Source organism: Streptomyces sp. SAJ15, assembly GCF_007595705.1.
Lineage (GTDB): Bacteria > Actinomycetota > Actinomycetes > Streptomycetales > Streptomycetaceae > Streptomyces.
The window spans coordinates 85370-108302 of record NZ_NISY01000007.1; the positions used below are offsets into that span (position 1 = coordinate 85370).

Sequence of the window (22933 nt, forward strand, 5' to 3'; positions counted from 1 at the left end):
CGGCTCCCCCGCGCGGCCGACGCGCTCCGCCCCGTCGGTGCGCCAGGATCCGGTGCGGACGACTGACTTACGCTGTATAGAAGATCGTCGGGACCGAGTCGGGGGGCGGCGCGTCAGATGGCGGCAGGGGGCGTACGGCGGTGGGTGCGGGCCGGGCTCGGAAGGCGCGCCCGGCTGCGCTGGGTCCATCTGATCCTCGGTGGCGCGCTGCTGATGCCCTACTACCTGCTCGCGGGCGTGGTGCTCAGCGTGGTCTGGCAGGCCGCGGCCCCCATGGGCGGCTCGGTGGCGCGGCAGTTCGTCGCGTTCGGCCTCGCGCTGCCGATGGCGGCCGGCACGGCGCTGTTCCCGCTCGTACGTCCCCTGGCGGCGGCCGCGGCGCGCTCGCTGTGCGCGCCGCGGGTCGAGCCGGCCACCGGTCCGGCCCGGTCCTGGGACGCGCACAGCCGCACGGTCGTCTGGTACACGCTGCACCTGGCGTTGGGCGGCCTGGTCAGCGGGGCCACGCTGGCGGTGCCGCCGTTCGCGGCGTATCTGCTGGCGCTGCCGTTCCTCGACACCGAGATCGAGGGGCTGAGCTGGCCGGGCCGACTGGCCGACTACAGCGCCCCGCTGTGCATGGCCGCCGGGCTCGGCACGCTCGCCGCGCTGACCGCGGTCGCCGCCGCGGCGGGCGCGCTGCTGGCCCGCTGCGCCCCGCCGCTGCTCGGCCCCACGCCCGCCGACCGGTTGGCCGCCGCCGAGGAGCGCGCCGCCGAGCTGGCCTCCCGCAACCGGCTCGCCCGCGAGTTGCACGACTCGGTGGGGCACGCGCTCAGCGCCGTCACCTTGCAGGCGAGCGCCGCGCGCAAGGTCCTGGACACCGATCCGGCCTTCGCCCGGCAGGCGTTGGCGGCGATCGAGGAGACCACCCGGGCGGCCGTCGGTGAACTCGACGGGGTGCTGGGGCTCCTGCGCGAGGACGATCCCGCCGGCCGGGCCTCCGCCGACGGCTCGCCGGCCGCGCCGCCCTCCCCCGCCCCCACCCTCGCCGACCTGGAGGTCCTGCTGGCCCGGACGCGCGCGGCGGGCGTCACCGTGGAGGCTGTCGAACTGGCCCGGCCCGACGCGCTGGACCGACTGTCGCTGCTGGTCTCCCGGGAGGCGTACCGCATCGTGCAGGAGGGGCTGAGCAACGCGCTGCGGCACGCCGGACCGGTGCGGGTGCGGCTGTGGGTGGCCGTGCGCGCCGAGGGGCCTGCCGCGCCGCACCCCGCGCGCGGCCCGTTCCGGCCCCGGCAGGAGCTGGAGATCCGGCTGGAGAACCCGGTGCGCGGCTCGGGTCGACGACAGCGGCCCGGCGGCGGCCGCGGGCTGCGCGGCATCGCCGAGCGCGCCAGCGCGTTGCGCGGCAGCGCCGACTGGGGCGCGCACTACGGCGTGTGGCGGCTGGTGGTCCGGGTGCCGCTGGACTCGACCCCGGACGCGGGAGGCCGGCGGCCGTCGCCGCCGCACCGCCCGCCGCGCTGTCTGAAGACCCTGAAAGCCCAGGAGACCCTGGAGACCCTGGAGATCGCGGAGGCGGGCGGATGAGTGTGCGGATCGTCCTGGCGGACGACGAGCAGATGGTGCGGACCGCGCTGCGCGCGATCCTCTCCAGCGAGCCGGACCTGGAGGTCGTCGGCGAGGCACGGACCGGTGCCGAGGCGGTCCCGCTGGTGCGGGCACTCCGCCCGGACGTGGTGCTGATGGATGTGCGGATGCCCGACATCGACGGCATCCGGGCGACCGAGCAGATCCTGCGCGGGGTCTCCTTCCCGCCGCGCGTGGTCGTCCTGACCACCTTCGAGAACGACTCCTACGTCTATGACGCGCTCCGCGCGGGCGCCAGCGGCTTCCTGCTCAAGCGGGCCGGCGCGGACGAACTGGTGCAGGCGGTGCGGCTGGTGGCCCACAGCGACTCGCTGCTCTTCCCCGCCGCGGTGCGGGCGCTGGCCGCCGGGAACACCCACGCCCGCGCGGCCGACGGTGCGGCGGCGCGGGCGTTGCGCGAGCGGCTCTCCGCGCGGGAGGCCGAGGTGCTGCGGCTGATGGCGGCGGGTCTGTCGAACGCGGAGATCGCCGAACGGCTGGCGCTCGGCTGTGCCACGGTCAAGTCCCATGTCGCGGCCGTCCTGTCCAAGCTGGGCGTCCGGGACCGCACCCAGGCCGTCATCGCGGCCTATGAGTGCGGCTTCATCACCCCGGGGTAGTCGGCGGCCCTCCGCTATGTCAGCAGCTGCTCGATCGGGTCGATCGCGAAGTACCCGACGAACAGCAGCGCGGTGCCCCACAGCAGCCAGTGCACCTCGCGGGCCTTGCCCATCACCGTCTTGATGACGACGTAGGAGACGAAGCCGGCCCCGATGCCGTTGGTGATGGAGTAGGTGAACGGCATCACCGAGACGGTGAGGAACGCCGGGATGGCGATCTCCATGTTGTCCCAGGCGATGTGCCGCACCTGGCTCATCAGCAGGAAGCCGACGGCGATCAGCGCGGGCGCGGCGGCCTGCGCGGGGACCACGGTCGCCAGCGGGGTCAGGAAGAGCGCAAGCCCGAAGAGGCCGCCGGTCACCACGCTGGCGAAGCCGGTGCGGGCGCCCTCCCCGACGCCGGCCGCCGACTCGATGTAGCTGGTGTTGGAGGACGCGGAGGCCGCGCCGCCGGCGGCCGCCGCGACGCCGTCGATGAGCAGCACCCGGCCCAGGTTGGGCACCTTGCCCTGGTGGTCCAGCAGCCCGGCCTCGTTGCTGACGCCCACGACCGTGCCCATGGTGTCGAAGAAGTCGGACAGGATCAGCGTGAAGATGATCAGTACCAGGGTGAGGGCGCCGACCTCGTCCCAGGCGCCGAACAGGCTGAAGTCGCCGACCAGTCCGAAGTCGGGCGAGGCCACGATGTCGTCGGGCACGTCGGGGACGGTCAGCCCCCACGCCTGCGGCTTGATGTCGGCGATCTCGTTGATCACGATCGCCAGGGTGGTGGTGGCCACGATGCTGATGAGGATGGCGCCCTTGAGCCCCCGCGACATCAGCGCGATGGTCAGCAGCACGCCGACGCAGAAGACCAGTACCGGCCAGCCGGTCAGCTCGCCGTGCGCGCCGAGCTGGACCGGGACGGAGCCGGTGTCGCCCGGGATGCGGGTGACGAAGCCGGCGTCGATGAAGCCGATGAAGGCGATGAAGAGGCCGATGCCGACGCTGATCGCCTGCTTCAGCGGCTGTGGGATGGCGTGCATGACCGCCTCCCGGAGGCCGGTGACCACCAGCACCGAGATGATCAGACCCTCCAGGACCACCAGGCCCATGGCGTCGTCCCAGCTCATCTGCGGGGCGATCTGGAAGGCCACGACGGCGTTCAGGCCGAGACCGGCGGCCAGCGCCAGCGGAAGGTTGCCGCCCACGCCCATGATGACGGTCATCACGCAGGCCACCAGCGCGGTGGCGGTGGCCAGTTGGGTGTGCGAGAGGTGGTGACCGTACTTGTCCTCCGCGCCGCCCAGGATGATCGGGTTCAGCACGAGGATGTAGGCCATCGTAAAGAAGGTGGCGAAACCGCCGCGAATCTCCCGACCGAAGTCGGATCCTCGCTCAGATATCCGGAAGAACCGGTCGATCGCGTTGTTTCCGATGGTGCGGGGTGGCGCTTGGGCATGGTCAAGGACCTGTCGTGGCACGCGCTGCTCCTCGTTTCCTCGGTGAACGGCGAGGTTCGGTAGCTGGATTGTCTTCGTTCGACGCGCCAAACAGGTTGACGAATTATTACGAGATCACTCCAAGGGGATCACTACACGTTTTTGTACGATCACCCAACTACCAGCCGTGGAAGCGGCGTTGACCACGCGGAGTCACCGTCAGCGGTGCGCGGATTCCCGAAATACGAAACCCTCACAAGCGGAACAGATAATTTCGGCGCCCGGCGCGTTGCGGAATTCAATGTTCGAAACGGTCCAGTAATCGGCGCGCAGCGAGAGCAGGGCGGGGCCGGAGGAGAGTCGCGACCCGTCCACGACGACCGGATCCGGGCCGTCGCCGGTGAGCACCACCCGGCGGCCCCGAGTGCCGTCCGTCTCACTGCTCAGCGGGGACCGCGGATAGTAGGTGCCGCCGCGCACCCTGATGGTGGTGCCGGCGTCCGCGACGGAGAGCGCCTTCTCGATCGTCCGGTACGGCGCGGAGCGCGTGCCGCCGCCGCCGTCACTGCCGTTGGGCGCCACATAGACCGTGGTCGGCGCGGCGCTGGCACCACCCGGGGCCGCGGTCAGATACACGCCCGCGGCGGCCGAGGCCACGATGACCAGCGTGCCCAAGGGCAGCGTACGGTCCTTGCGGTGGCGCCCGCGGTAGCGGCGGCGGCGTCTCATGGCAGCTCCTGTCGTGCGGCGAGGGGTGCCGTGCGCTCGTTGCTCTCGCAGTTTCAGCGGATTCACATGTTACGCAAGTGCGATCGGCTGATGGTCGGTTCCCCGGAGGTGGCCGGAGCCATCACCGTTTGGGCTTCCCCTCAGAAGCACGCCCGAAGCACCCGCCGACCCGTTCGGCGGACGCACGGGGAGACGGACCGCCCCCAGGAGTCGAGGCCGCCCCTCGGAAAACAGGTCAGGGAGCTCGGGAGGCAGGTCCGGAATCAGAGCCGTCGCCCTCGGGAGACGGATCCGGAATCAGAGCCGCCGACCCCGAACGAAAGGCCGTCCAACGGGCGGCCTTCGCCATATGACAGCCCGACGTGTGCGGCGGCGGGAAGGGAGGCCGGGCGGGGCCAGGTAACGCCCGGCCTCCCGCTCAAGGGGGCGGATGGACTCACCGCCCACACCGTTATTGTTCTCCGTCAGCGCCGTACCATTCCACCCTCTGATGATCTTGGCCGGATCCTGTGGTCCGGCGGAAGCCAGTGCCGCCCCCGGGTTTCGTCAACGGCAGTGACGGAACGTCCGGGGGCGGCCTGCGGACCGGAGTAGCGGGGGTCTAGCTCCGGTCGAGGTGGCGTACGGCGAGCAGTCCGCCGACACCTGGGACGAAAGCCTTCGCTCTGCCTCTCCCCTGCGCGCCCGCCTGGATCGCGGCGATGATCACGAAGAGGTAGGCACAGCCGTGGGTGGGGCCGAGCACCGAGGCCACGGCGGGCACATGCACGGTGGCCAGGTTGCCCAGCAGGACCAGCAGACTGAGGAGTTCGACGGCGGCGGCGACCCGCAGCAGCAGCTTGGCCTTGGCGCTGTCCATGGTCACGCTCCCGTGGTGGAGCCGGGGCGGACGATCATGAGCACCGTGACCACCGACCACAGCAGATTGAACGCGCCCGCCGTCATGGCCAGTCGGGCCGCGGTGCGCCGCACCTCCTCCGGGGACCGGACCACCGCCGTGCGGGTGGCCGCCCGCGACGTCCCCGACGCGCCCGTGCCGTCGGCGCGCTCGGCGTCTTTGACGGGGCTCGCCTCGGGGTCGGGGCCGAGCGAGGCCACGACCGCCGCCTGTCCCGGCAGCACGGCCATCACCAACACGGCCGCCGCGACGGCGGTGAGGGCGATCGAGGTGACCAGCCAGGCGTCGCCCAGCACTCCCATGCTGTTGCCCGTCGCCAGCCCGAAGGCCGGCACGACCACGCCGAGGACGGCGTAGACCCGGCAGATGCGGTGCAGGGTGCGCAGCGACGAGGCCCCACTCACCGACACCCCGCCGGGCGCGGACAGGGTCCGACGCGCGACGGCGGGGAACATGCTCGCCGCGACGGCGACCGGCCCGACGGCCAGGATCGCGGCGATCACATGGATGGAGAGGAGGAGCTTGGTCACGGCTCGACGCTAAGTGACCATCCGCCTGCCGAGGAGTGGCAGTATTGCCATACTTCAACGGATTCTCGCCAGAACGCTTGCATACCGCCTCTGAGCTGTGGACTTTTCAAGCAACGACCCGCCAGGGGCGCGGAAACGCCTTGGCGGGAATTCGTTCCCTCCCTAGAGTGTCGCCATGCACACCGTCGCCGTACTCGCGCTCGACGAGGTCATACCGTTCGATCTGTCCACGCCGATCGAGGTGTTCGGGCGCGCCCGGCTGCCCGACGGCCGCGACGCCTACCGGGTCCGGGTGTGCGCCCCGACCGAGGAGGTCAGCGCCGGCACGTTCACCGTGCGCGCGCACTCCGGCCTCGAGGCGCTGGCCGAGGCGGACACCATCATGCTCCCGGGCATCGCCAAGCCCGTCGGCCCCTTCCCGGAGGAGGTGCTGGCGGCGCTGCGCCGCGCGGCCGCCAGCGGCACCCGCATCGCCTCGATCTGCGCCGGGTCGTTCGTGCTCGCCGCCGCCGGGCTGCTGGACGGGCTGCGGGCGACCACCCACTGGGCGGCCGCGGCGGAGCTGGCCGCGCGCCACCCGGAGATCGAGGTGGACCCGGATGTGCTCTATGTCGACAACGGGCAGTTCCTCACCTCGGCCGGGGCCGCCGCCGGGCTCGACCTCTGCCTGCACATGATCCGCCGCGACCACGGCTCCGCGGTCGCCGCCGACTCCGCGCGGAGCGCGGTGATGCCGCTGGAGCGCCACGGCGGGCAGGCGCAGTTCATCGTGCACGAGCCGCCCACGCCCGACGGGGCGACCCTGGAGCCGCTGCTGCGCTGGATGCAGGAGAACGCGGGGCGCGAGCTCACCCTGGACGACATCGCCGGCCACGCCCGGCTGAGCACCCGCACCCTGAACCGGCGCTTCCGCGAACAGACCGGCACCACCCCACTCCAGTGGCTGCACCGCGCCCGGATACGGCAGGCGCAGTACCTGCTGGAGACCACCGGCTACTCCGTGGACCGGATCGCCTGCCAGGTCGGCTTCGGCTCCCCCACCGCCTTCCGTGACCGCTTCAAACGGCTGGTCGGGACCAGCCCGCAGTCCTACCGCCGGGCCTTCCAGGGCCCGACCGCCGCGATCCCCCAGCGGGACCGGTCCGCCACGGGCCGAGGGGCGGGGTGAAGGTCAAGGAACTGCAAACCCGGGTCGCTCGTTAGCCGGGACATGACCGCTATGACTCCCGGCTCGAACCTCCCGCTGCCCGTCGCGCGCGTGGCAGTGGACGTCACCGCACCGGTGCGGCTCGACGTGTCGGGCCTGCTCCTGAACGCCAACGGCAAAGTGCGCTCCGACGACGACTTCGTCTTCTACAACCAGCCCACCGGCCCCGGAGTGAGCCACTCCGCCTCGGCGCCGGGCGGCGGTGACACGATCACCGTCGACACCACGGCGGTCCCGGCCGACATCGAGAAGATCGTGGTGACCGCGAGCCTGGACGCCCCCGGCGCCACCTTCGCGGGCACCGAGCCCACGGCCACGGTGCGCGGCGCGGACGACGGCTCCGTCATCGCCACCTTCACCCCGCCGCGGCTGGGCAGCGAGACCGCGCTGGTGGTCATGGAGGTGTACCGACGCGGCGGAGCCTGGAAGGTCCGCGCGGTCGGTCAGGGCTACGCCAACGGGCTGGCGGGCATCGCCACCGACTTCGGGGTGCGGATCGAGGAGCCGGCCGCGCCCGCCGCGCCGGTCGCCCCGCCCGCGCCCCCGGCCCCGCCGACCGGCGCCGCCGCGCAGTTCCCCCCGCCGCCCGCCACGCAGCCGCCGGCCCCGGCCGCGCCGCCCGCCGCTCCGGCCGCCCCCGCGCCCGGTGCCGGGAAGATCAACCTCGACAAGGGGCGGGTCAACCTCCAGAAGAACCAGACGGTCTCCCTGGTCAAGGGCGGCAAGCCGCTGCTGACCTCGGTGAAGATGGGCCTCGGCTGGGAGCCCGCGTTCCGGGGCAAGGACATCGACCTGGACGCGTCCGTCATCGCCTTCGGCGTGGACCGCAAGAAGATCGACGCCTGCTTCTTCGGCAAGCTGAACATCCTGGGCCACACCATCCAACACTCCGGCGACAACCTCACCGGCGAGGGCGGCGGGGACGACGAGGTGATCACCGTCCACCTGGGCGGCCTCCCCCCGGAGGTCACCGGCCTGGTGTTCACCGTGAACTCCTTCTCCGGGCAGAAGTTCACCGACGTCGCCAAGGCGTACTGCCGGCTGCTGGACGCCCAGACCAACGAGGAGCTGGTGCGCTTCGACCTCACCCACTCCGAGCCGCGCACCGGCGTGATGATGGCGAAGCTGATCCGCCAGTTCTCCGGCGAGTGGGAGATGACCGCGATGGGCGAGTACGTGGACTCGCGCACCGTCCGGGGCATGGTCAAGCCCGCCGGAAAGGCGCTGTAGCGCCCGGGCTCAGGCCGCGGCCGGGGCGGCCTCGGTGTCGATGTCGACATCGGCGCCGCCCCGCCCCGGGCGCAGCCCCGCCAGCCGGGCCAGCCGCCGGTAGGAGTCGAGCAGCTCCTCCCGGTCGTACGAGCTGGTGGTGACGAGCACCTCGTCGGCGCCGGCGCTCCCGACGAGCTCCGTCAGCGCGGCGGCCACCTCGTCCTCGGTGCCGTGCACACGGCCGCTCATGGCCTCCTCGAAGAGGCTCCGCTCGCGCGGCGTCATGCTCAGCGCGGCGATCTCCTCGGCCGGGACGAGCGGCGGGAAGACCCCGTGGGTCCGGGAGTAGGCCGTCGACCACGCCTCGGGCTCCAGCAGCCGCCGGGCCCGCTCGGCCGTCTCGGCCACCGCGACGTCGGCCGCGACCATCACATACGGCCGCTCCCCCCAGACGGACGGGGCGAAGCCGGCGCGATACCGGTCGATGGCACGCAGCATCGTCTCCCGGCCGCGGACCGCGCCGATCACCAGCGGCAGTCCCCGCTCCGCCGCCAGCTCCGCGCCCGAGCCGGTGGCCAGCACGAAGGCGGGCGGCCGCAGCCCCTCGGCGGGCCGGGCGTGCACCTGCGGGTGCGTGCCCTGGTCCCCGGTGAAGTACCCGAGCAGCTCCGTCAGTTGGTCGCCGAAGCCCTCGGCGGCGTCCTTGTCGCGCCCCAGGGCGCGCCGAATGCCGTCGGTGAAGCCGACCGACCGACCCAGCCCCATGTCGATCCGGCCGGGATACAGCGACTCCAACACCCCGAACTGCTCCGCGACCACCAGCGGCTGGTGGTTGGGCAGCATCACCCCGCCGGTGCCCACCCGGATCCTCGAGGTGGCCGCGGCGACGGCCGCGGCCAGCACGGTGGGCGCGGAGCCGGCCACCCCGGGCACGCTGTGGTGCTCGGAGACCCAGAACCGGTGGTAACCGAGCTCCTCGGCGCGCCGGGCGAACCGCACGGTGTCGCGCAGCGCCCGCGCCTCCGTCCGGCCCTTGCGGGTGCGGGAGCGGTCCAGGACGGAGAGCCGGAGGGTGTTCCGTATCGCTGAGGTCACACTGAGGGCAACAACGCCCGGCGCTCAGGATTCCCGGCGCTGCCGCCGCCACGGCCCGGTGATCGCCAGCATGATCCCCGGGTCCTGGATGTTGGCGAAGAGGGTCCGTCCGTCGGGCGCGAAGACGACCCCGGTGAACTCGCTGAACTCCGGCTCCTCCGCGGTGCCGATGTTGAGGTCGTTGCGCGCGATCGGGTAGGTCCGGCCGTCGTCCGTGGCGCCGAACAGATGCTGCACGCCCTCGCCGTCCTCGGCGATGACCAGACCGCCGTAGGGGGAGACGGTGATGTTGTCCGGCCCGTCGAAGGCGCCGTCCTTCCCCGGCTCGGCGTCGACGCCGAGCAGCACCTTCAGGGTCAGCGTGCGCCGGCGCGGGTCGTAGAACCACACCTGCCCGTCGTGGGCGGCCGGGCTCTCCTCCCGGGCGTACGAGGAGACGATGTAGGCGCCTCCGTCCGCCCACCACATGCCCTCCAGCTTGCGCGCCCGGGTGACCTGGCTGTCGGCGAACTGCCTCCGCACCGGAACGGTCCGCGCGTCCCGGTCCGGCACCTCCGCCCAGTCCACGCCGTAGACCGTCCCGGTCCTGGTGGCGCGCGAGAGGTCGTCGACGAAGTTGCCACCGGAGTCGAAGCACTGCGCCGCCTTCAGCACGCCGGCGTCGTCGGCGAGCCCGCGCAGCCGGCCGCGGCCGGGACGGAAGTCGTGCGGCGGGGTCCAGCGGTACAGCAGCCCGTTCGGGCCCGCGGCGTCCTCGGTCAGATAGAAGTGGCCGCGCTTGGTGTCCACCACCACGGCCTCGTGCTCATAGCGGCCCAGCGCCTTGATCGGCTGGGGGTCGAGGTTGGCCCGGCGGTCGTACGGGTCGACCTCGAAGACGTAGCCATGGTCCTTGGTCATGCCGTTCTGGCCGGCCCGGTCGGTGTTCTCCTCGCAGGTCAGCCAGGTCCCCCAGGGGGTGCGTCCACCGGCGCAGTTGGTGGAGGTGCCCGCGATGCCCACCCACTCGGTGACGTGGTCGCCGTGCCTGGAGACCTCCACGACGGTGCAGCCGCCCGAGGCCGCCGGGTCGTAGACCAGGCCCTCGACGAGCGGCACCGGCCGCGGCCACTTGTGGCGCGGGCCCTTGAGCTCGTGGTTGTTGACCAGCAGTGTGGTGCCGCGCGGCCCGTCGAAGGTGGCGGTGCCATCGTGGTTGGAGGGAGTGGTCTCGCCGGACTCCAGCCTGGTCACGCCGCTGTGGGTGATGATCTGGTACGAGAACCCGGCCGGCAGCGCGAGTATGCCCTTCGGGTCCGGGACGAGCGGCCCGTAACCGAGCCGTCGCCCGACAGCCGCTTCGGCCGCCGCGTCGACGCCCCCGGGCTCGACCGCGAGCGCCCCCGGCGCGGTGGCCAGCACCCCGGCGCTGCCGACCAGGGCGACACCGGCACCCGTGTACGCGGATCGCTTGGCGAAGTCTCTGCGGCTGAGCGGCATCTCTGTCTCCTGGCTGGCCAGATGGGTCCTCCGGACTCCCGGATACGGTCCCGCCCCCGCCCGAACAGCAGTTGAACACGGCCCGACATCGGAGCGCCGATTGCACCCCGCGCTCCCCCACTCACGGGACACCCCGCGGGGCGACGCCTTCACCGCGCGGGGGCGGCTCCCGGGGACGGCGCCTACCACCCCGCCGCGACGGCGAGACGCCCCACGGCGCGGCCCGGCGGTACCGAACCCGCCTCAGCGGCGACGCGCCCGGACATCCAGAAGGCGGCACCCGCCACGCCAGGGCATCAACCGACCTCGGTGGGCGACCCCACACCCAGCCCAGGGGCGCCCCCCGGAGCGCGACACCCTCACACCCGCCGCGACGGCGAGACGCGCGGCCCGGCGGTGCCGAACCCGTCGCCACCATTTTCGTCACTCCCCGACGCCGTCGCCACACCTCACCAGGCCAGGCAGGCCCACGCACCAAGCCGGCAGCAGCCCCCAGACCGGGCAACGCCGGCACGGCGCGCCCGGGGCGGGTCAGCGCCGGGAGCGCGCCTTGAAGGCCGCCTTGCGGGCGTCCTTCGCGGTCTTCTTGTCGGGGTGGAGGCGGCCCATGGCCTCGAGGACGTCGGCGGTCGCCGGGTGGTCCACGCGCCAGGCCGAGTCGAAGAACGCCTCGGAACGGCCGACGAGGACCTCGACCAGCTCACGGAGCTCGTCGGAGTCGCCGTCCGCGGCGAGTTGGGCGGCGATGGTGTCGATGGTCAGCCAGAAGACCATCTCCTCCGACGGCTCGGGCACCTCGGTGGCACCGCGCTCGGCGAGCCAGACCCGGGCGAGGCCGCCGAGGTGCCGGTCGTCGAGGACCTCGCGCAGGACGGGCTCGGCGCCGGCGCCGACGAGGTTGAGGGTCTGCTGGCAGGAGAGTCGGCGCAGCGGCGCGCCGTCGTCGTCGCCGCGGGCGGCGGCGAGCAGTTCGCGGGCGGCGACGGCCGGCTCGCGGTGGGCGAGCCACTGCTCGGCCTCGGCCCGCGCGGCCGCCTGGGGGTAGCCGACGAGCGCGTCGAGCAGCACGTCGGCGCCCTTGTCGGTGAGGTCGCCGACGGCCGGGGCGTCGATGCCGGCGTCGAGCATCCGGGCCCGTACGGCGAAGACGCCCAGCGGGGTGAGCCGCACCAGGCCGTAGCGGGCGACGTCCTCCTCGTCCAGGGCGTCGTCGCCGCCGTCGGTGGCCGGGCCGGTGTCGGCGAGGCGGCCCTCGCCGTCGACCTCCTCGATGAGCGCCTCGTCGACCGGCTGGTACTCGACGATGCCGGTGGGCTCCAGCATCCGGAACTGGTCGTCGAGGCGCATCATCGCCCCGGAGACCTCCTCCAGGACCTCGTCGGTGGGCTCGTCCATGTCATCGGGGACGATCATGGAGGCGGCGAGCGCGGGCAGCGGCACCGCGCGCTCGGCGGCGGACTCGTCCAGGGCGGTGAGCAGGTAGAGGTTGCCGAGGACGCCGTCGAGGAAGTCGGCCTCCTCCTCGGGGTTCCAGTCGAGCGCGTCGAGGTCGATCTCGCCGCCCTCCCCGAGGTGCTCGGCGATCTCCGCGAGGTCGGGGGCGGCCGCGTCGGCGAGTACCGCCTCCAGCCCGCCCAGCCAGATGTCCAGCACGTCGGCGGGGCTGCCGGTGGTGATGGTGCGGAGCTCCTCGCCGGGCGTGGCCACGCCGACGGCGACCTCCGAGGGCTCGTCGTCGGCGTCCGCGGCGCCCGCTTCCGCCGCGGTGTCGCCGTCGGCGGCCTCGGCGTCCTCCGTGACCTCCACCAGGCCGGTGTCCAGCGCCAGCTGCCAGGCGTCGGCCACATGGCCGGGGCCGTACTCGTCGTCGTCGAGGCCGAGGTGGGCGACCGCCGCGTTCAGGTCCTCCGCGAGCAGCTCACCGCCGGCCCCCACCCGCTTGTGCGGCTCCGCCCAGCGGGCCAGGCGCACCGCACGGGTCAGGAGCGGCGCGGCGAGCGCGTCCCGTGCGAGTTCCGCGTCGGTGTGCAGCCGGACCGGCGGCATGGTGGGACGGTCTGCGGGCATCGGCGGCTTCATCTCCTCGGGCGTACGGCCGGACAGCGCCCAAGCGTAGACGGAATGCGAGGGCGCTTTCGTCCCGGTGTGATGGTCCTGTGACTCTGGGCTGCCGCGACCACCGGTTTCGGCCAGTGACCCGCCGGGGGCCGCGAGTGACACGTCTCACCCTCCGGTCATGCGGAGTACATCCGGCATCTCTTGACAACTCCCCAGTACACCCAAGAGATTGACGCGCGTAGACGTTCCGTCAGTTTTCAGACGGGTCCTCGACCTCTCCCACCACCACCTTCCGGAGGCTCTCCCCCGTGTCCCGACGCCTGTCCCCGCGCGCCCTGCGCAGACCCGCCGCCGTCACCGCCGTCGTCGCCTCCGCCCTCGCGGCCGGGATGCTCGTCGCGCCGCAGTCCGCGTCCGCCGACGAGATCCGCATCCACGACATCCAGGGGAAGACCCGGACCTCCCCGCTGGCCGGGAAGCAGGTGACCGAGGTCCCCGGCACCGTGACGGCGGTCCGCGCCTTCGGCTCCTCGCGCGGCTTCTGGGTCCAGGACACCCGGCCGGACCGCGACCCGGCCACGAGTGAGGGCATCTTCGTCTACACCGGATCGACCACCCCGGCGCTCGCCGTCGGCGACGCGGTGCTGGTCTCCGGCATCGTGGCCGAGTACTACCCCGGCGGGGCCGGGGCCGGGCTCCAGTCGATCACCCAGTTGACCAAGGCGACCTGGACCGTGCGGTCCTCCGGCAACGCGCTGCCCGCCGCCTTCCGACTCAACGCCTCCTCCCTGCCCAACCGTTACGCCCCCGAGGCGGATGTCGAGCACGGCAACATCGAGGGGCTGGAGCTCAACCCCCGGTCCTACGCCCTGGACCGCTACGAGTCGCTGGAGGGCATGCGGGTCGCCGTGCGGAACGCCCCGGTGACCGGCGCGACCAGCGAGCACAAGGAGCTGTGGGTCACCGCCGAGCCGCGGCACAACCGGACCGAGCGCGGCGGGGTGCTCTACCACTCCTACCGCGACCCGAACCCGGGCCGGGTCAAGGTCGCCTCCCTGATCCCCTACGCCGAGCGCCCGTTCCCGGTGGCCAACGTGGGCGACGAGCTGTCCGGGACCACGGCCGGCCCGCTCGACTACGACAACTTCGGCGGCTACGAGATCCAGGCCACCGAGCTGGGCCGGCTCGCCGACAAGGCGCTGAAGCGCGAGACCACGCGCAAGCAGCGGGCGGACGAGCTCGCGGTGGCCACCTACAACGTGGAGAACCTCTCCCCCAAGACCCCGCAGGCGAAGTTCGACCGGCTCGCCGCGGCGCTCGTGCACAACCTGGCCGGGCCCGACATCGTCGCCCTGGAGGAGGTCCAGGACGACAACGGCCCCACCAACGACGGGGTGGTGAGCGCCGACGCCACGTTGAAGAAGCTCACCGAGGCCATCGTGGCCGCGGGCGGCCCGGCCTACCAGTGGCGGCAGATCGACCCCGGGGACGACCAGGACGGCGGGCAGCCCGGCGGCAACATCCGGCTGGCCTTCCTCTACAACCCCGAGCGGGTCTCCTTCACCGACATCCCGGGCGGCGACGCCACCACCCCGGTCAAGGTCGTGAAGGACGGCGGCAAGGCGACCCTGTCCGCCTCCCCCGGCCGCGTCGACCCGGCCAACGAGGCCTGGAAGAACAGCCGGAAGCCGCTGGTCGGCCAGTTCTCCTTCCGCGGCAAGCCGATCTTCGTGGTCGCCAACCACTGGAACTCCAAGGGCGGGGACCAGGCGCTGGACAGCCGGTTCCAGCCCCCGGCGCGGCCCAGCGAGACGCAGCGCGTCGCGCAGGCCAAGGCCGTCAACGGCTTCGTCAAGGAGCTGTTGGCCGCCGACCCGCGCGCCGACGTGGTCGTGGCGGGCGACCTCAACGACTACGCGTTCTCCCCGGCGCTGCACGCCCTCACCGAGGGCAAGGTCCTCACCGACCTGGTGAACACGCTGCCGCTCGACGAGCGTTACGGCTATGTCTTCAACGGCAACTCGCAGGTGCTGGACCACATGCTGACCAGCCGCCACCTGCGCAAGGTCGACTACGACATCGTGCACATCAACGCCGAGTTCGCCGACCAGGCCAGCGACCACGACCCGTCGGTCGTCCGCATCAAGCCGTAGCGACTCTGAAACGTCACGCCAGAACAATTAAATAGACCTGCGCGACGAGCGGGCCCAGAATCCAGCGGAAAGACCCCGATCCCCAACGGAGTGTGACCGCCATGTCTCTGGGCCCGTTCGGCCGTACCCTCGCCGCGATGATCACACCGTTCACCGACGCCGGCCGGCTCGACCTGGACGGGGCCCAGCGTCTGGCCACCCGCCTGGTGGACGAGGGCGGCTGCGACGGCCTGGTGCTCAGCGGCACCACCGGCGAGTCGCCCACGACCGGCGACGCCGAGAAGGAGGCGCTGGTCCGCGCCGTCGTCGAGGCGGTCGGCGACCGCGCGCTCATCACCGCCGGGGTGGGCACCAGCGACACCCGGCACACGGTCGAGCTGGCCCAGGCCGCCGAGAAGGCCGGCGCCCACGGGCTGCTGGTGGTCACCCCGTACTACAGCCGCCCGCCCCAGGAGGCGGTGGCCGAGCACTTCCGCGACATCGCCGACGCGGTCGGCCTCCCCGTGATGCTCTACGACATCCCGGGCCGCACCGGCACCCGCATCGAGCCGGAGACCATGCTGCGGCTGGCCGAGCACCCACGCATCGCCGGGGTCAAGGACTGCGCGTACGACCTGCTGGGCAGCTCCCGGGTCCTCGCCCGCACCTCGCTCGCCTACTACTCCGGCTGCGAGGAGCTCAACCTCCCGCTGTACGCGATCGGCGGCGCCGGCTACGTCAGCACCGTGGCCAACGTCGCCGGCCCGCAGATGCGGGCCGTCCTCGACGCCCACGACAGGGGCGCGGGCGCCGAGGCGGCCCGACTGCATCAGCTCGCCATCCCCCTGATCGAGCTGATGATGGGCTCCGGACTGCCGGGCACGGTCACCACCAAGGCGCTGCTGAACGCACTCGGGGCCCCCGCCGGCCCGGTCCGGCCCCCGCTGCGGCCCGTCGGCCGGGAGGTGACCGACGGGCTGCTCGCGGCGTACGAGGCGCTGGTGTCCTCGCACGCGGCGCCGCGCGGCGCCGCGGTCAGCGGCGGCTGAACACCGGCTCCCAGCGACCGGGGTAGTCGTCCGACGCCTTGCGGAAGTCGGTGAGCGGAACGACCTTGTCGCTCTTGAGCGAGACGAGCTGAAGCCGGTTGCGGAACTCGTTCTTGCCCGAGCACTTCTTCGGGTCGCAGCCCCAGGCGATCAGACGGTCCGCGTCGGCCCAGGCGAGCAGCTGCTGACCGGCGACGAGCTTGACCCGCTTGCCGGTCCTGGCGTCCAGGATCTCGGAGGTGATCGCGCCTCCCTTGCCGGCGAAGCCCCCCGCCACATGGCGGCCGTCGGGAGAGAGCCCGGCCTGCGGGTAGCTGACGTACTTCTCGGCGGCCGGGGCCGGCACCCGCTTGCCGTCCAGGTCGTAGAAGATGCGGCCCGGGGAGTAGAGGCTCGGCCCCACGACCAGCGAGCCGTCATGGCTCCAGTCGAGGTCCTCACGCATGTTGCTGAAGGTGTCGGTGGCGGAGGGCAGCTTGCGCCACTTCGACGCGCCGGAGGCGACGTCGATGGCGTAGAAGCCGGTGCGGCCGAGCACCGGGCCCGCTTCCTTGTCCGAGCCCCCGTCCTCGTCCGTGGTGAAGTACGGCTTTTCGAGTGTGAGGTTGTCCGGGTTCGCGTCATAGGTGGTGGCCAGCAGCCGCCTGCCCTCGGGCGACCACTTCACGGACGCCACTCCGCGGTCCAGCTTGATCCACCGCTCGACCTGCCCGGTGGAGAGGTCGAGCAGCCCCACCCGCTTGGCGGGCAGCTCCCCCTCCAGGACGGCCGCCTTCTTCATCCCCGGAGCCACGTCCAGCCAGGCCCACGACGTCATCTCGTAGCGGCCGGTGGCCGGGTCGAGCAGGTGCCACTGGTAGGTCAGCAGCTCGTCGCCGCCCTGCTGCCGCACCTTCATGGTGGTGAAGTAGGCGGAGACGGCGGTCTTGCCCGCGGCGATCTGGTCGCGCGGCGGCGACTGGTCGGGGTGGGCCAGCACATCCGGGCCGGTGGCCCGCGACGCCGGCCGGACGCCGCCGCCGTCGCCCGTGCTCTCCATCGCGGGCACCGCCACCGCGGTGCCGAGGATCGCGACCGCGGCCACGGCGGCCCCCACCACGCCGCGCACCTTGCGGCGGTGCCGGGCGCGCAGCACCTGGTCGGCGAGGAGGGGGGAGGGCCGGACGCCCTCCTGCGGCCACTGCTGGAGCGTGTCGCGCACCAGCTCCGTCATCTTCTCGTCGTTCACGGTCATGCCTCCGCGGTCGAAAGGTCGCGTACGGCCCGGCCGGTGCCGGACCCCGCGGCGAACAGCTCGGGGGACAGCTGGCGCAGCCGCGCCAGCGAGCGGTGCGTCGTGCTGCGCACGGTGCCGATCGAGCAGCCGAGCAGCGCCGCCACCTCGGCCTCGGGAAGGTCCTCGAAGTAGCGCAGCACCAGGACGGTGCGCTGGCGGGCGGTGAGCCGGGACAGCGCGTCGCGTATCACGATCCGCGTCTCCACGACGCCGGCCCCGTCGACCACGCCGCGCTCCGGTGGAGCGGCGACGGTCACCTCGCGACGCGGCCAGCGCAGCCGCCAGCGGCCGACCTGCTGCCGGTAGAGCACCTGGCGTACGTACGCCTCCGGCTCCTCCACGCGGTGCCATCGGCCGGCCGTCTTGACGAGCGCGTTCTGCAGCAGGTCCTCGGCCTCGTACCGGTCTCCCCCGCAGAGCAGCATGGCGAGCTTCAGCAGCGCGGGCGACCTCGTCGCCACGAACTGTCTGAAGTCCTTCTCTTGCTCGGCATCCATCGTCACCATCGATTCGTCGACTTCCTCTGGGCAGCGGCGCCTCACCGGCGTCGTTCGCCACCCCTTGAGACGCGTGTGACAGCGGCCCGCTATGTCGGTGCGGCGAAAAAAGTCTTCGAAACGCGCGAGCGGCCCGCGCCGGGATCCGGCGCGGGCCGCTCGACGGCGGTGCGGGCGTCAGTTGTGGCTGTGCAGCGCCTCGTTGAGGCCGCCCCAGGAGCCGCTGCGCGGGAGCGCCTCGACGGTGCCGGTGGTGGAGTTGCGGCGGAAGAGGAGGTTGGTGGCGCCGGAGAGCTCCAGCGCCTTGACCACCTGGCCGTCCGGCAGGGTCACCCGGGTGCCGGCGGTGACGTACAGGCCCGCCTCGACGATGCAGTCGTCGCCGAGGGAGATGCCGATGCCGGCCTCGGCGCCGAGCAGGCAGCGCTCACCGAGGGAGATGGTCTGCTTGCCGCCGCCGGAGAGGGTGCCCATGATCGACGCGCCGCCGCCGATGTCGGAGCCGTCGCCGACGACGACGCCCGCGCTGATCCGGCCCTCGACCATGGAGGTGCCGAGCGTGCCGGCGTTGAAGTTGACGAAGCCCTCGTGCATGACCGTGGTGCCGGCGGCGAGGTGCGCGCCGAGGCGGACCCGGTCGGCGTCGCCGATGCGCACGCCGGTGGGGGTGACGTAGTCCGTCATCCGCGGGAACTTGTCGATGCTGGTCACACTGAGCTGGAGGCCCTCGGCGCGGGCGGCCAGCCGGACCTTCTCGACCTGGTCGACCGCGACCGGGCCGAGGTTGGTCCAGGCGACGTTGGCCAGCAGCCCGAAGATGCCGTCCAGGCTCAGGCCGTGCGGCTTGACCAGGCGGTGGGAGAGCAGGTGCAGCCGCAGGTAGGCGTCGTGCGCGTCCAGCGGCTTGTCGTCGAGCGAGGCGATGACCGTGCGGACGGCGACGACGTCGACCCCGCGGCGCGCGTCCAGGCCGGTGGCCCGGGGCGCGGCGTCGCCCAGCAGCTCGGCGGCGCGCTCGGCGGTGAGCCGCTCGGTGCCGGAGGGGCCCGGCTCGGACACCAGCTCCGGGGCGGGGAACCAGGTGTCGAGGACGGTGCCGTCGGCGGCGATGGTGGCGAGGCCGGCGGCGACGGCGCCGGTGGAACGAGGGGTGTCAGGTGCGTCGGTCATGGTCGAACGCTAACCGGACAGGGCGGCCGGAGGCGAACCGGTCTCGCGCCGGCGACCCCTGACCGCGCGGCCACGCCCACCGGGGCCCTGAGCCACCCATCCCGCCGCGACGGCGAACAACCACGACGGCGCGGCCCGGCGGTGCCTAACCGACCTCAGGGCCGACGGCACGGACCGGCGGTATTCAACCGACCTCAGGGCCGACCGCCCTCGGCCAGGGGCGCAGCGGGCCAAACCCCCGGTCCGGGAACGCAGGGGGCCAAGCCACCGGTCCGGGCGAGGCGCGAGGAGACAGGGAGGCACCGAGGCCGCGGCAGGGCTCAGCCCAGCAGCGCCGCCAGCGCCGAGCGCGCGGCGTCCCGGTCGTAGGGGCGGTCGGTCAGCAGGGCCTGGAGGATGAGGCCGTCCAGCAGGGCCACCACGGCTCGCGCGGTGGCGGGGGTGGCGGTGTGCGGGGCGAGGATCCGCGCCATCTCGTCGAGGCACTCGGCGGCGATGGGGCGCACCGCGTCGCGGCGCAGGGCGGCGAGGTGGAGCTCGTACTCCAGCCGCGGCCGCGCGCGGTCGCCGTGCAGCAGTCCGCCGGTCAGCTCGGCGAGCGCGTCGGCGAGCGGGCGGGTCGGGTCGAGGGCCTCGGCGCGGCGCCGCAGGTCGGCCAGCCACTCCTCGTTGACCTGGCGCAGCGCGGCGACCAGCAGCTCGTCCAGGCCGGCGAAGTGGTAGGTGGTGGAGCCGAGCGGCACATCGGCCTCCGCGGCCACGGCGCGGTGGCTCAGCCCGTCGATGCCGCTCCGGTCCACGACGCGGATCGCCGCGTCGATGAGGCGCTGGCGCCGGTCGGGGTCGTACCGCCGCGGCATCAGTGAGCTCCGTCGAGGTTGAGCACGAGGACGCCGGCGATGACGAACAGCACGCCGAGGATCTTCGCGGCGGTCACCGCCTCGCCGAGGAAGGCGATCGCCGCGGCAAGCGTCAGAGAGCCCATGCGTACGAGCGTACACAACGTTGCGTACGGCCGTACACATGCGCCCGACCGGGTGGTTGCGGTGGCCCCCCGCGGTCGCTGCGGGCCGCCGACGGCGCATCGCCGTGCGAGGCTCGACCGACACGTCGAGCGCGCCATCGACCCGTCGAGCGCGATGTGGAGGCACTACTCATGTCCCGACGGCGACGCCAGGCCCTCGCCGGTCTCCTCGCGGTGCCGGTCCTGACCGGGACCGTGCTGACCCTGCCCGGTTGCTCGCCCGGCGGAGGCTCCGCACTGCCCCGGGTGGAGTCCGGGGCCAAGCGCGGAAAGGTGGAGTTCTCCCCGGGCAGGAGCGAGCCGGACAAGGGGAAGGCCGCCTTCCCCGAGGTGCCGGCGGGGCGCACCAGCGAGCTGGTGACCAAGGTCCACAACACCACCGACCACCCCGCGAAGGTGAGAGGCGCCTCCATGGTGCCGACCGGGGCGTCCGACCCCACCGGCGCGGACCAGCCGGCCGGGGGCGGCGCCACCGAGACCGGCGTACGGGCGGCGGAGGGCGGCCGGCGCGCGGAAGCGGAGGACGGCCGGCGCGCGGAAGCGGGCCTCGAGATCCGCCACGACAGCTGTACCGGCGAGACGCTCGCGTCGGGCGAGTCCTGTCAGATGCTGTTCGTCTACCGGCCCACCGAGGAGGGCGTGCTGACGACGGAGTTCATCGTGGAGTTCGACGGCGGGACCCCCGACATCCGGGCCGCCGTCTCCGCCGTCGCCCGGCCGCCGGAGAAGGGCACCGACACGGCGTCCCCGGGCGGGACCGGCACCGGAGGCGAGACCGGGGGATCGACGCCGCCCAGCCCTCCGGTGAGCCCCGGGCCCGCGGGGAGCGAGGCCCCGCCGACGAGCGACGAGCCGACCGTCGAGCCGTCGGAGATGCCCAGCCCCGTGGAACCGCCCCCGCCGAACGGCGTCACTCCGTACTGACCGTCTGGAACGCCATCACCTCCACCCGCATCGTGGCGTCGTCGCGCCGCACCACCACCAGCTTGCGCACCGGCGGCCGGCGCGGCACCAGGTAATAACGCGAGTCCGAGGTCGTCAGCACCGTGAACCGGTCGTAGAGGTAGCGGTAGGGGTGGTGTCCGGCGCTCAGCGTCCGGTCCGGGGCGCCGAGCGCGGGGGTGCTCGTGTAGAGCAGCACCCTGGGCCGGTGGGCCGGCCCCGTGCGCAGGTCGCGCAGCGCGACGGCCCGGCCCGCGCTGTCCACGTACCAGGCCACGCCGGAGAACAGACTCAACGTCATCAGCGCCATCAGCACGGCACCGACGATGCTCCACAGTCGGTTGCGCGCCGGCGGCCGCGGGCCGCCGTGGTCCGGGGGCTGCCCGCCGCGCCGCAGATGGAGCGCGAAGGACGCCAACAGCGCGCCGAGCGCGCCGACCAGCGGCGCCACGTACCACCCCGGCCACCGGTAGGACGCCGCGAAGGCCAGCAGCAGCAGGAGGCCGCCGAGCGTCCCGACCGCCCGCCACATCCGGCGACGCCGCCGTCGCACCCCGTGGCCGACCAGCCGGCGGTCGACCAGTCCGAACAGCAGCACCGCGAACAGACCGACCAGCAGCAGGATCCACAGCGGGAAGAAGGTGGCGTTGGGGCTCGCCAGCAGGTACTCCTCCGTCGAGAGGCCCAACTCGCCGACGGAGATACCGAAGACGGAGTAGTAGGCGTTCATCCGGGTGCGCCCCATGTAGTACAGCAGAGCGAGAATGACCGTTCCGGGCGCGACCACGATCGCGGCCTTCTCCAGGAAGGTCTTTCCGGCCGGCGGCTGCCGTTCGCTGTGCTCTTCCACGTCGAACCCAACGCCACCGGCCGCACATGGTTACGAACCCTTCAGCTGACGGCGATTCCGCCGAGAGCGTGCAGCCCTTCCGACGGTCGCGTCGGTCAGGGCACAGTCGCGCCATGCGACTTCTGATTCTGGGGGGCACGGAGTTCGTCGGACGTGCCCTCACCGAGGCCGCGCTGGAGCGCGGTTGGCAGGTGACCGTCTTCCACCGTGGCCACCACGAGCCGCCGTCGGGCGTCACCGCGCTGCACGGCGACCGCCGCGCCCCGGGCGGCCTGACGGCACTGGCCGAGGGCGAGTGGGACCTCGTCGTGGACACCTGGTCCGGCGCGCCGTCGGCGGTGCGGGACGCCGCCCGGCTGCTCGCCGACCGGGCCGACCACTTCGCTTACGTCTCCAGCGGCTCGGTCTACCGCTACCCGTCTCCGGTCGGGCACGACGAGGACGCCCCCGTGGTGGACGGCTCCCCCGACGACGGCGACGAGGTGGACTACGCCCGCGCGAAGCGGGGCGGTGAGCTCGCCGCGGTCGCGGCCTTCGGCGCCGAACGCACCCTGCTGGCCCGCGCGGGGCTCATCCTGGGCCCGTACGAGAACATCGGCCGGCTGCCGTGGTGGCTGAACCGGATGGCGCGGGGCGGGCCGGTGCTCGCCCCCGGCCCGTACGACCTGGCGTTGCAGTACATCGACGTGCGGGACCTGGCCGACTGGCTGCTGGGCGCCGCCGAGCGCCGCCTGAGCGGCCCGTACAACCTCGTCAGCCCCTCCGGGCACGCCACCATCGGCGAGCTGCTGGAGAGCTGCGTCAAGGCCACCGGCTCCACCGCCGAGCCGCGCTGGACGGACCCGGAGGAGATCCTGGCCGCCGGGATCGAGCCGTGGAGCCAACTGCCGGTGTGGGTGCCGCCGGGCGAGCTGCACGACGCGCTCCACCGGGGGGACGTCACCAAGGCGCACGCCGCGGGGCTCCGCTGCCGCCCGGTCGCCGAGACGGTGGCCGACACCTGGACCTGGCTGCGCGGCCTGGGCGGACGCGCCCCCCAGCGGCCGGACCGTCCGGTCGTCGGGCTGGACCCGCGGACCGAGGCGGAGCTGCTGGCCCGGCTCTCCGACTGACGTAGCGACCCCGAGACGCGC

Annotated in this window: 21 protein-coding genes; 8 read left to right on the forward strand and 13 right to left on the reverse strand. The window is 73.1% G+C overall.

Annotated features, from left to right (window positions below; all coding sequences use genetic code 11):
* The first annotated feature begins 117 nt into the window (after positions 1-117).
* Both CD790_RS19540 and CD790_RS19545 read left to right on the forward strand, forming a co-directional pair.
* Positions 118-1572 carry a sensor histidine kinase gene (locus CD790_RS19540; RefSeq protein WP_144384574.1) on the forward strand — a complete coding sequence of 485 codons (1455 nt, stop codon included), beginning with the start codon at positions 118-120 and terminating at the stop codon, positions 1570-1572.
* The gene (locus tag CD790_RS19545; protein WP_144384575.1) at positions 1569-2231 is read left to right on the forward strand and encodes a response regulator transcription factor; all 663 of its coding nucleotides are present in this window, start codon (positions 1569-1571) and stop codon (positions 2229-2231) included. The genes CD790_RS19540 and CD790_RS19545 overlap by 4 nt, the downstream gene beginning before the upstream one ends.
* Positions 2232-2245: 14 nt before the next feature.
* Here CD790_RS19545 and CD790_RS19550 read toward each other — a convergent pair whose 3' ends face one another.
* From CD790_RS19550 to CD790_RS19565, 4 genes are all read right to left on the reverse strand, one after another.
* A complete protein-coding gene (locus tag CD790_RS19550; protein WP_144384576.1) occupies positions 2246-3694 on the reverse strand; it encodes an NCS2 family permease in 1449 nt (482 codons plus the stop codon).
* 177 nt (positions 3695-3871) lie between these two features.
* Positions 3872-4381, reverse strand: coding sequence for a DUF1565 domain-containing protein (locus CD790_RS19555; RefSeq protein WP_144384577.1), 510 nt, complete (start codon positions 4379-4381; stop codon positions 3872-3874).
* A gap of 601 nt (positions 4382-4982) precedes the next feature.
* Entirely contained in the window at positions 4983-5240 is a 258-nt protein-coding gene (locus tag CD790_RS19560; protein ID WP_144384578.1) for a DUF3817 domain-containing protein, read from the reverse strand.
* A 2-nt stretch (positions 5241-5242) separates the two neighbouring features.
* A complete protein-coding gene (locus CD790_RS19565; protein WP_144384579.1) occupies positions 5243-5809 on the reverse strand; it encodes a hypothetical protein in 567 nt (188 codons plus the stop codon).
* A gap of 175 nt (positions 5810-5984) precedes the next feature.
* On the opposite strand from CD790_RS19565, the gene CD790_RS19570 reads away from it, so the two are divergent.
* Positions 5985-6977, forward strand: coding sequence for a GlxA family transcriptional regulator (locus tag CD790_RS19570; RefSeq protein WP_144384580.1), 993 nt, complete (start codon positions 5985-5987; stop codon positions 6975-6977).
* A 51-nt stretch (positions 6978-7028) separates the two neighbouring features.
* On the forward strand, positions 7029-8246 hold the full coding sequence (locus tag CD790_RS19575) for a TerD family protein (protein WP_144384802.1): 1218 nt from the start codon (positions 7029-7031) through the stop codon (positions 8244-8246).
* Positions 8247-8255: 9 nt separating this feature from the next.
* On the opposite strand, the gene CD790_RS19580 is transcribed toward CD790_RS19575, so the two are convergent.
* From CD790_RS19580 to CD790_RS19590, 3 genes are all read right to left on the reverse strand, one after another.
* Entirely contained in the window at positions 8256-9323 is a 1068-nt protein-coding gene (locus CD790_RS19580) for an MsnO8 family LLM class oxidoreductase (RefSeq protein ID WP_222108283.1), read from the reverse strand.
* Between the two features lie 24 nt (positions 9324-9347).
* A complete protein-coding gene (locus tag CD790_RS19585) occupies positions 9348-10802 on the reverse strand; it encodes an alkaline phosphatase PhoX (protein WP_144384581.1) in 1455 nt (484 codons plus the stop codon).
* Positions 10803-11333: 531 nt separating this feature from the next.
* On the reverse strand, positions 11334-12869 hold the full coding sequence (locus CD790_RS19590) for a hypothetical protein (RefSeq protein ID WP_144384582.1): 1536 nt from the start codon (positions 12867-12869) through the stop codon (positions 11334-11336).
* Between the two features lie 311 nt (positions 12870-13180).
* On the opposite strand from CD790_RS19590, the gene CD790_RS19595 reads away from it, so the two are divergent.
* Together CD790_RS19595 and dapA are read left to right on the forward strand one after the other, a co-directional pair.
* Positions 13181-15013, forward strand: coding sequence for an endonuclease/exonuclease/phosphatase family protein (locus CD790_RS19595; protein WP_399217932.1), 1833 nt, complete (start codon positions 13181-13183; stop codon positions 15011-15013).
* A 101-nt stretch (positions 15014-15114) separates the two neighbouring features.
* Positions 15115-16041: a 4-hydroxy-tetrahydrodipicolinate synthase gene (gene dapA / locus CD790_RS19600; RefSeq protein WP_144384583.1), complete on the forward strand. Its 927-nt coding sequence runs from the start codon at positions 15115-15117 to the stop codon at positions 16039-16041.
* Here dapA and CD790_RS19605 read toward each other — a convergent pair.
* The 5 genes from CD790_RS19605 to CD790_RS19625 form a co-directional block, all read right to left on the reverse strand.
* Entirely contained in the window at positions 16028-17275 is a 1248-nt protein-coding gene (locus CD790_RS19605; protein WP_260867720.1) for a WD40 repeat domain-containing protein, read from the reverse strand. The two genes, dapA and CD790_RS19605, sit on opposite strands and share 14 nt — an antisense overlap.
* Complete coding sequence (locus CD790_RS19610) at positions 17272-17814, reverse strand: SigE family RNA polymerase sigma factor (protein WP_144384584.1); 543 nt, start codon at positions 17812-17814, stop codon at positions 17272-17274. Before CD790_RS19610 ends, CD790_RS19605 begins: the two co-directional genes overlap by 4 nt.
* Positions 17815-17991: 177 nt before the next feature.
* Positions 17992-18984, reverse strand: a complete 993-nt coding sequence (gene dapD / locus CD790_RS19615; protein ID WP_144384585.1) for a 2,3,4,5-tetrahydropyridine-2,6-dicarboxylate N-succinyltransferase — start codon at positions 18982-18984, stop codon at positions 17992-17994.
* A 320-nt stretch (positions 18985-19304) separates the two neighbouring features.
* Positions 19305-19844: a TetR/AcrR family transcriptional regulator gene (locus CD790_RS19620; RefSeq protein WP_144384586.1), complete on the reverse strand. Its 540-nt coding sequence runs from the start codon at positions 19842-19844 to the stop codon at positions 19305-19307.
* Positions 19844-19969 (reverse strand): hypothetical protein, encoded by a 126-nt coding sequence (locus CD790_RS19625; protein ID WP_399217856.1) that lies wholly within the window; start codon positions 19967-19969, stop codon positions 19844-19846. The genes CD790_RS19620 and CD790_RS19625 overlap by 1 nt, the downstream gene beginning before the upstream one ends.
* Before the next feature lie 171 nt (positions 19970-20140).
* On the opposite strand from CD790_RS19625, the gene CD790_RS19630 reads away from it, so the two are divergent.
* Complete coding sequence (locus CD790_RS19630) at positions 20141-20932, forward strand: hypothetical protein (protein WP_144384587.1); 792 nt, start codon at positions 20141-20143, stop codon at positions 20930-20932.
* Here CD790_RS19630 and CD790_RS19635 read toward each other — a convergent pair.
* Positions 20919-21800 (reverse strand): hypothetical protein, encoded by an 882-nt coding sequence (locus CD790_RS19635; protein ID WP_144384588.1) that lies wholly within the window; start codon positions 21798-21800, stop codon positions 20919-20921. The two genes, CD790_RS19630 and CD790_RS19635, sit on opposite strands and share 14 nt — an antisense overlap.
* 113 nt (positions 21801-21913) lie before the next feature.
* Here CD790_RS19635 and CD790_RS19640 point away from each other — a divergent pair, with 113 nt between their 5' ends.
* Positions 21914-22912, forward strand: a complete 999-nt coding sequence (locus CD790_RS19640) for an NAD-dependent epimerase/dehydratase family protein (protein ID WP_186319132.1) — start codon at positions 21914-21916, stop codon at positions 22910-22912.
* The last annotated feature ends 21 nt before the right edge of the window (positions 22913-22933 follow it).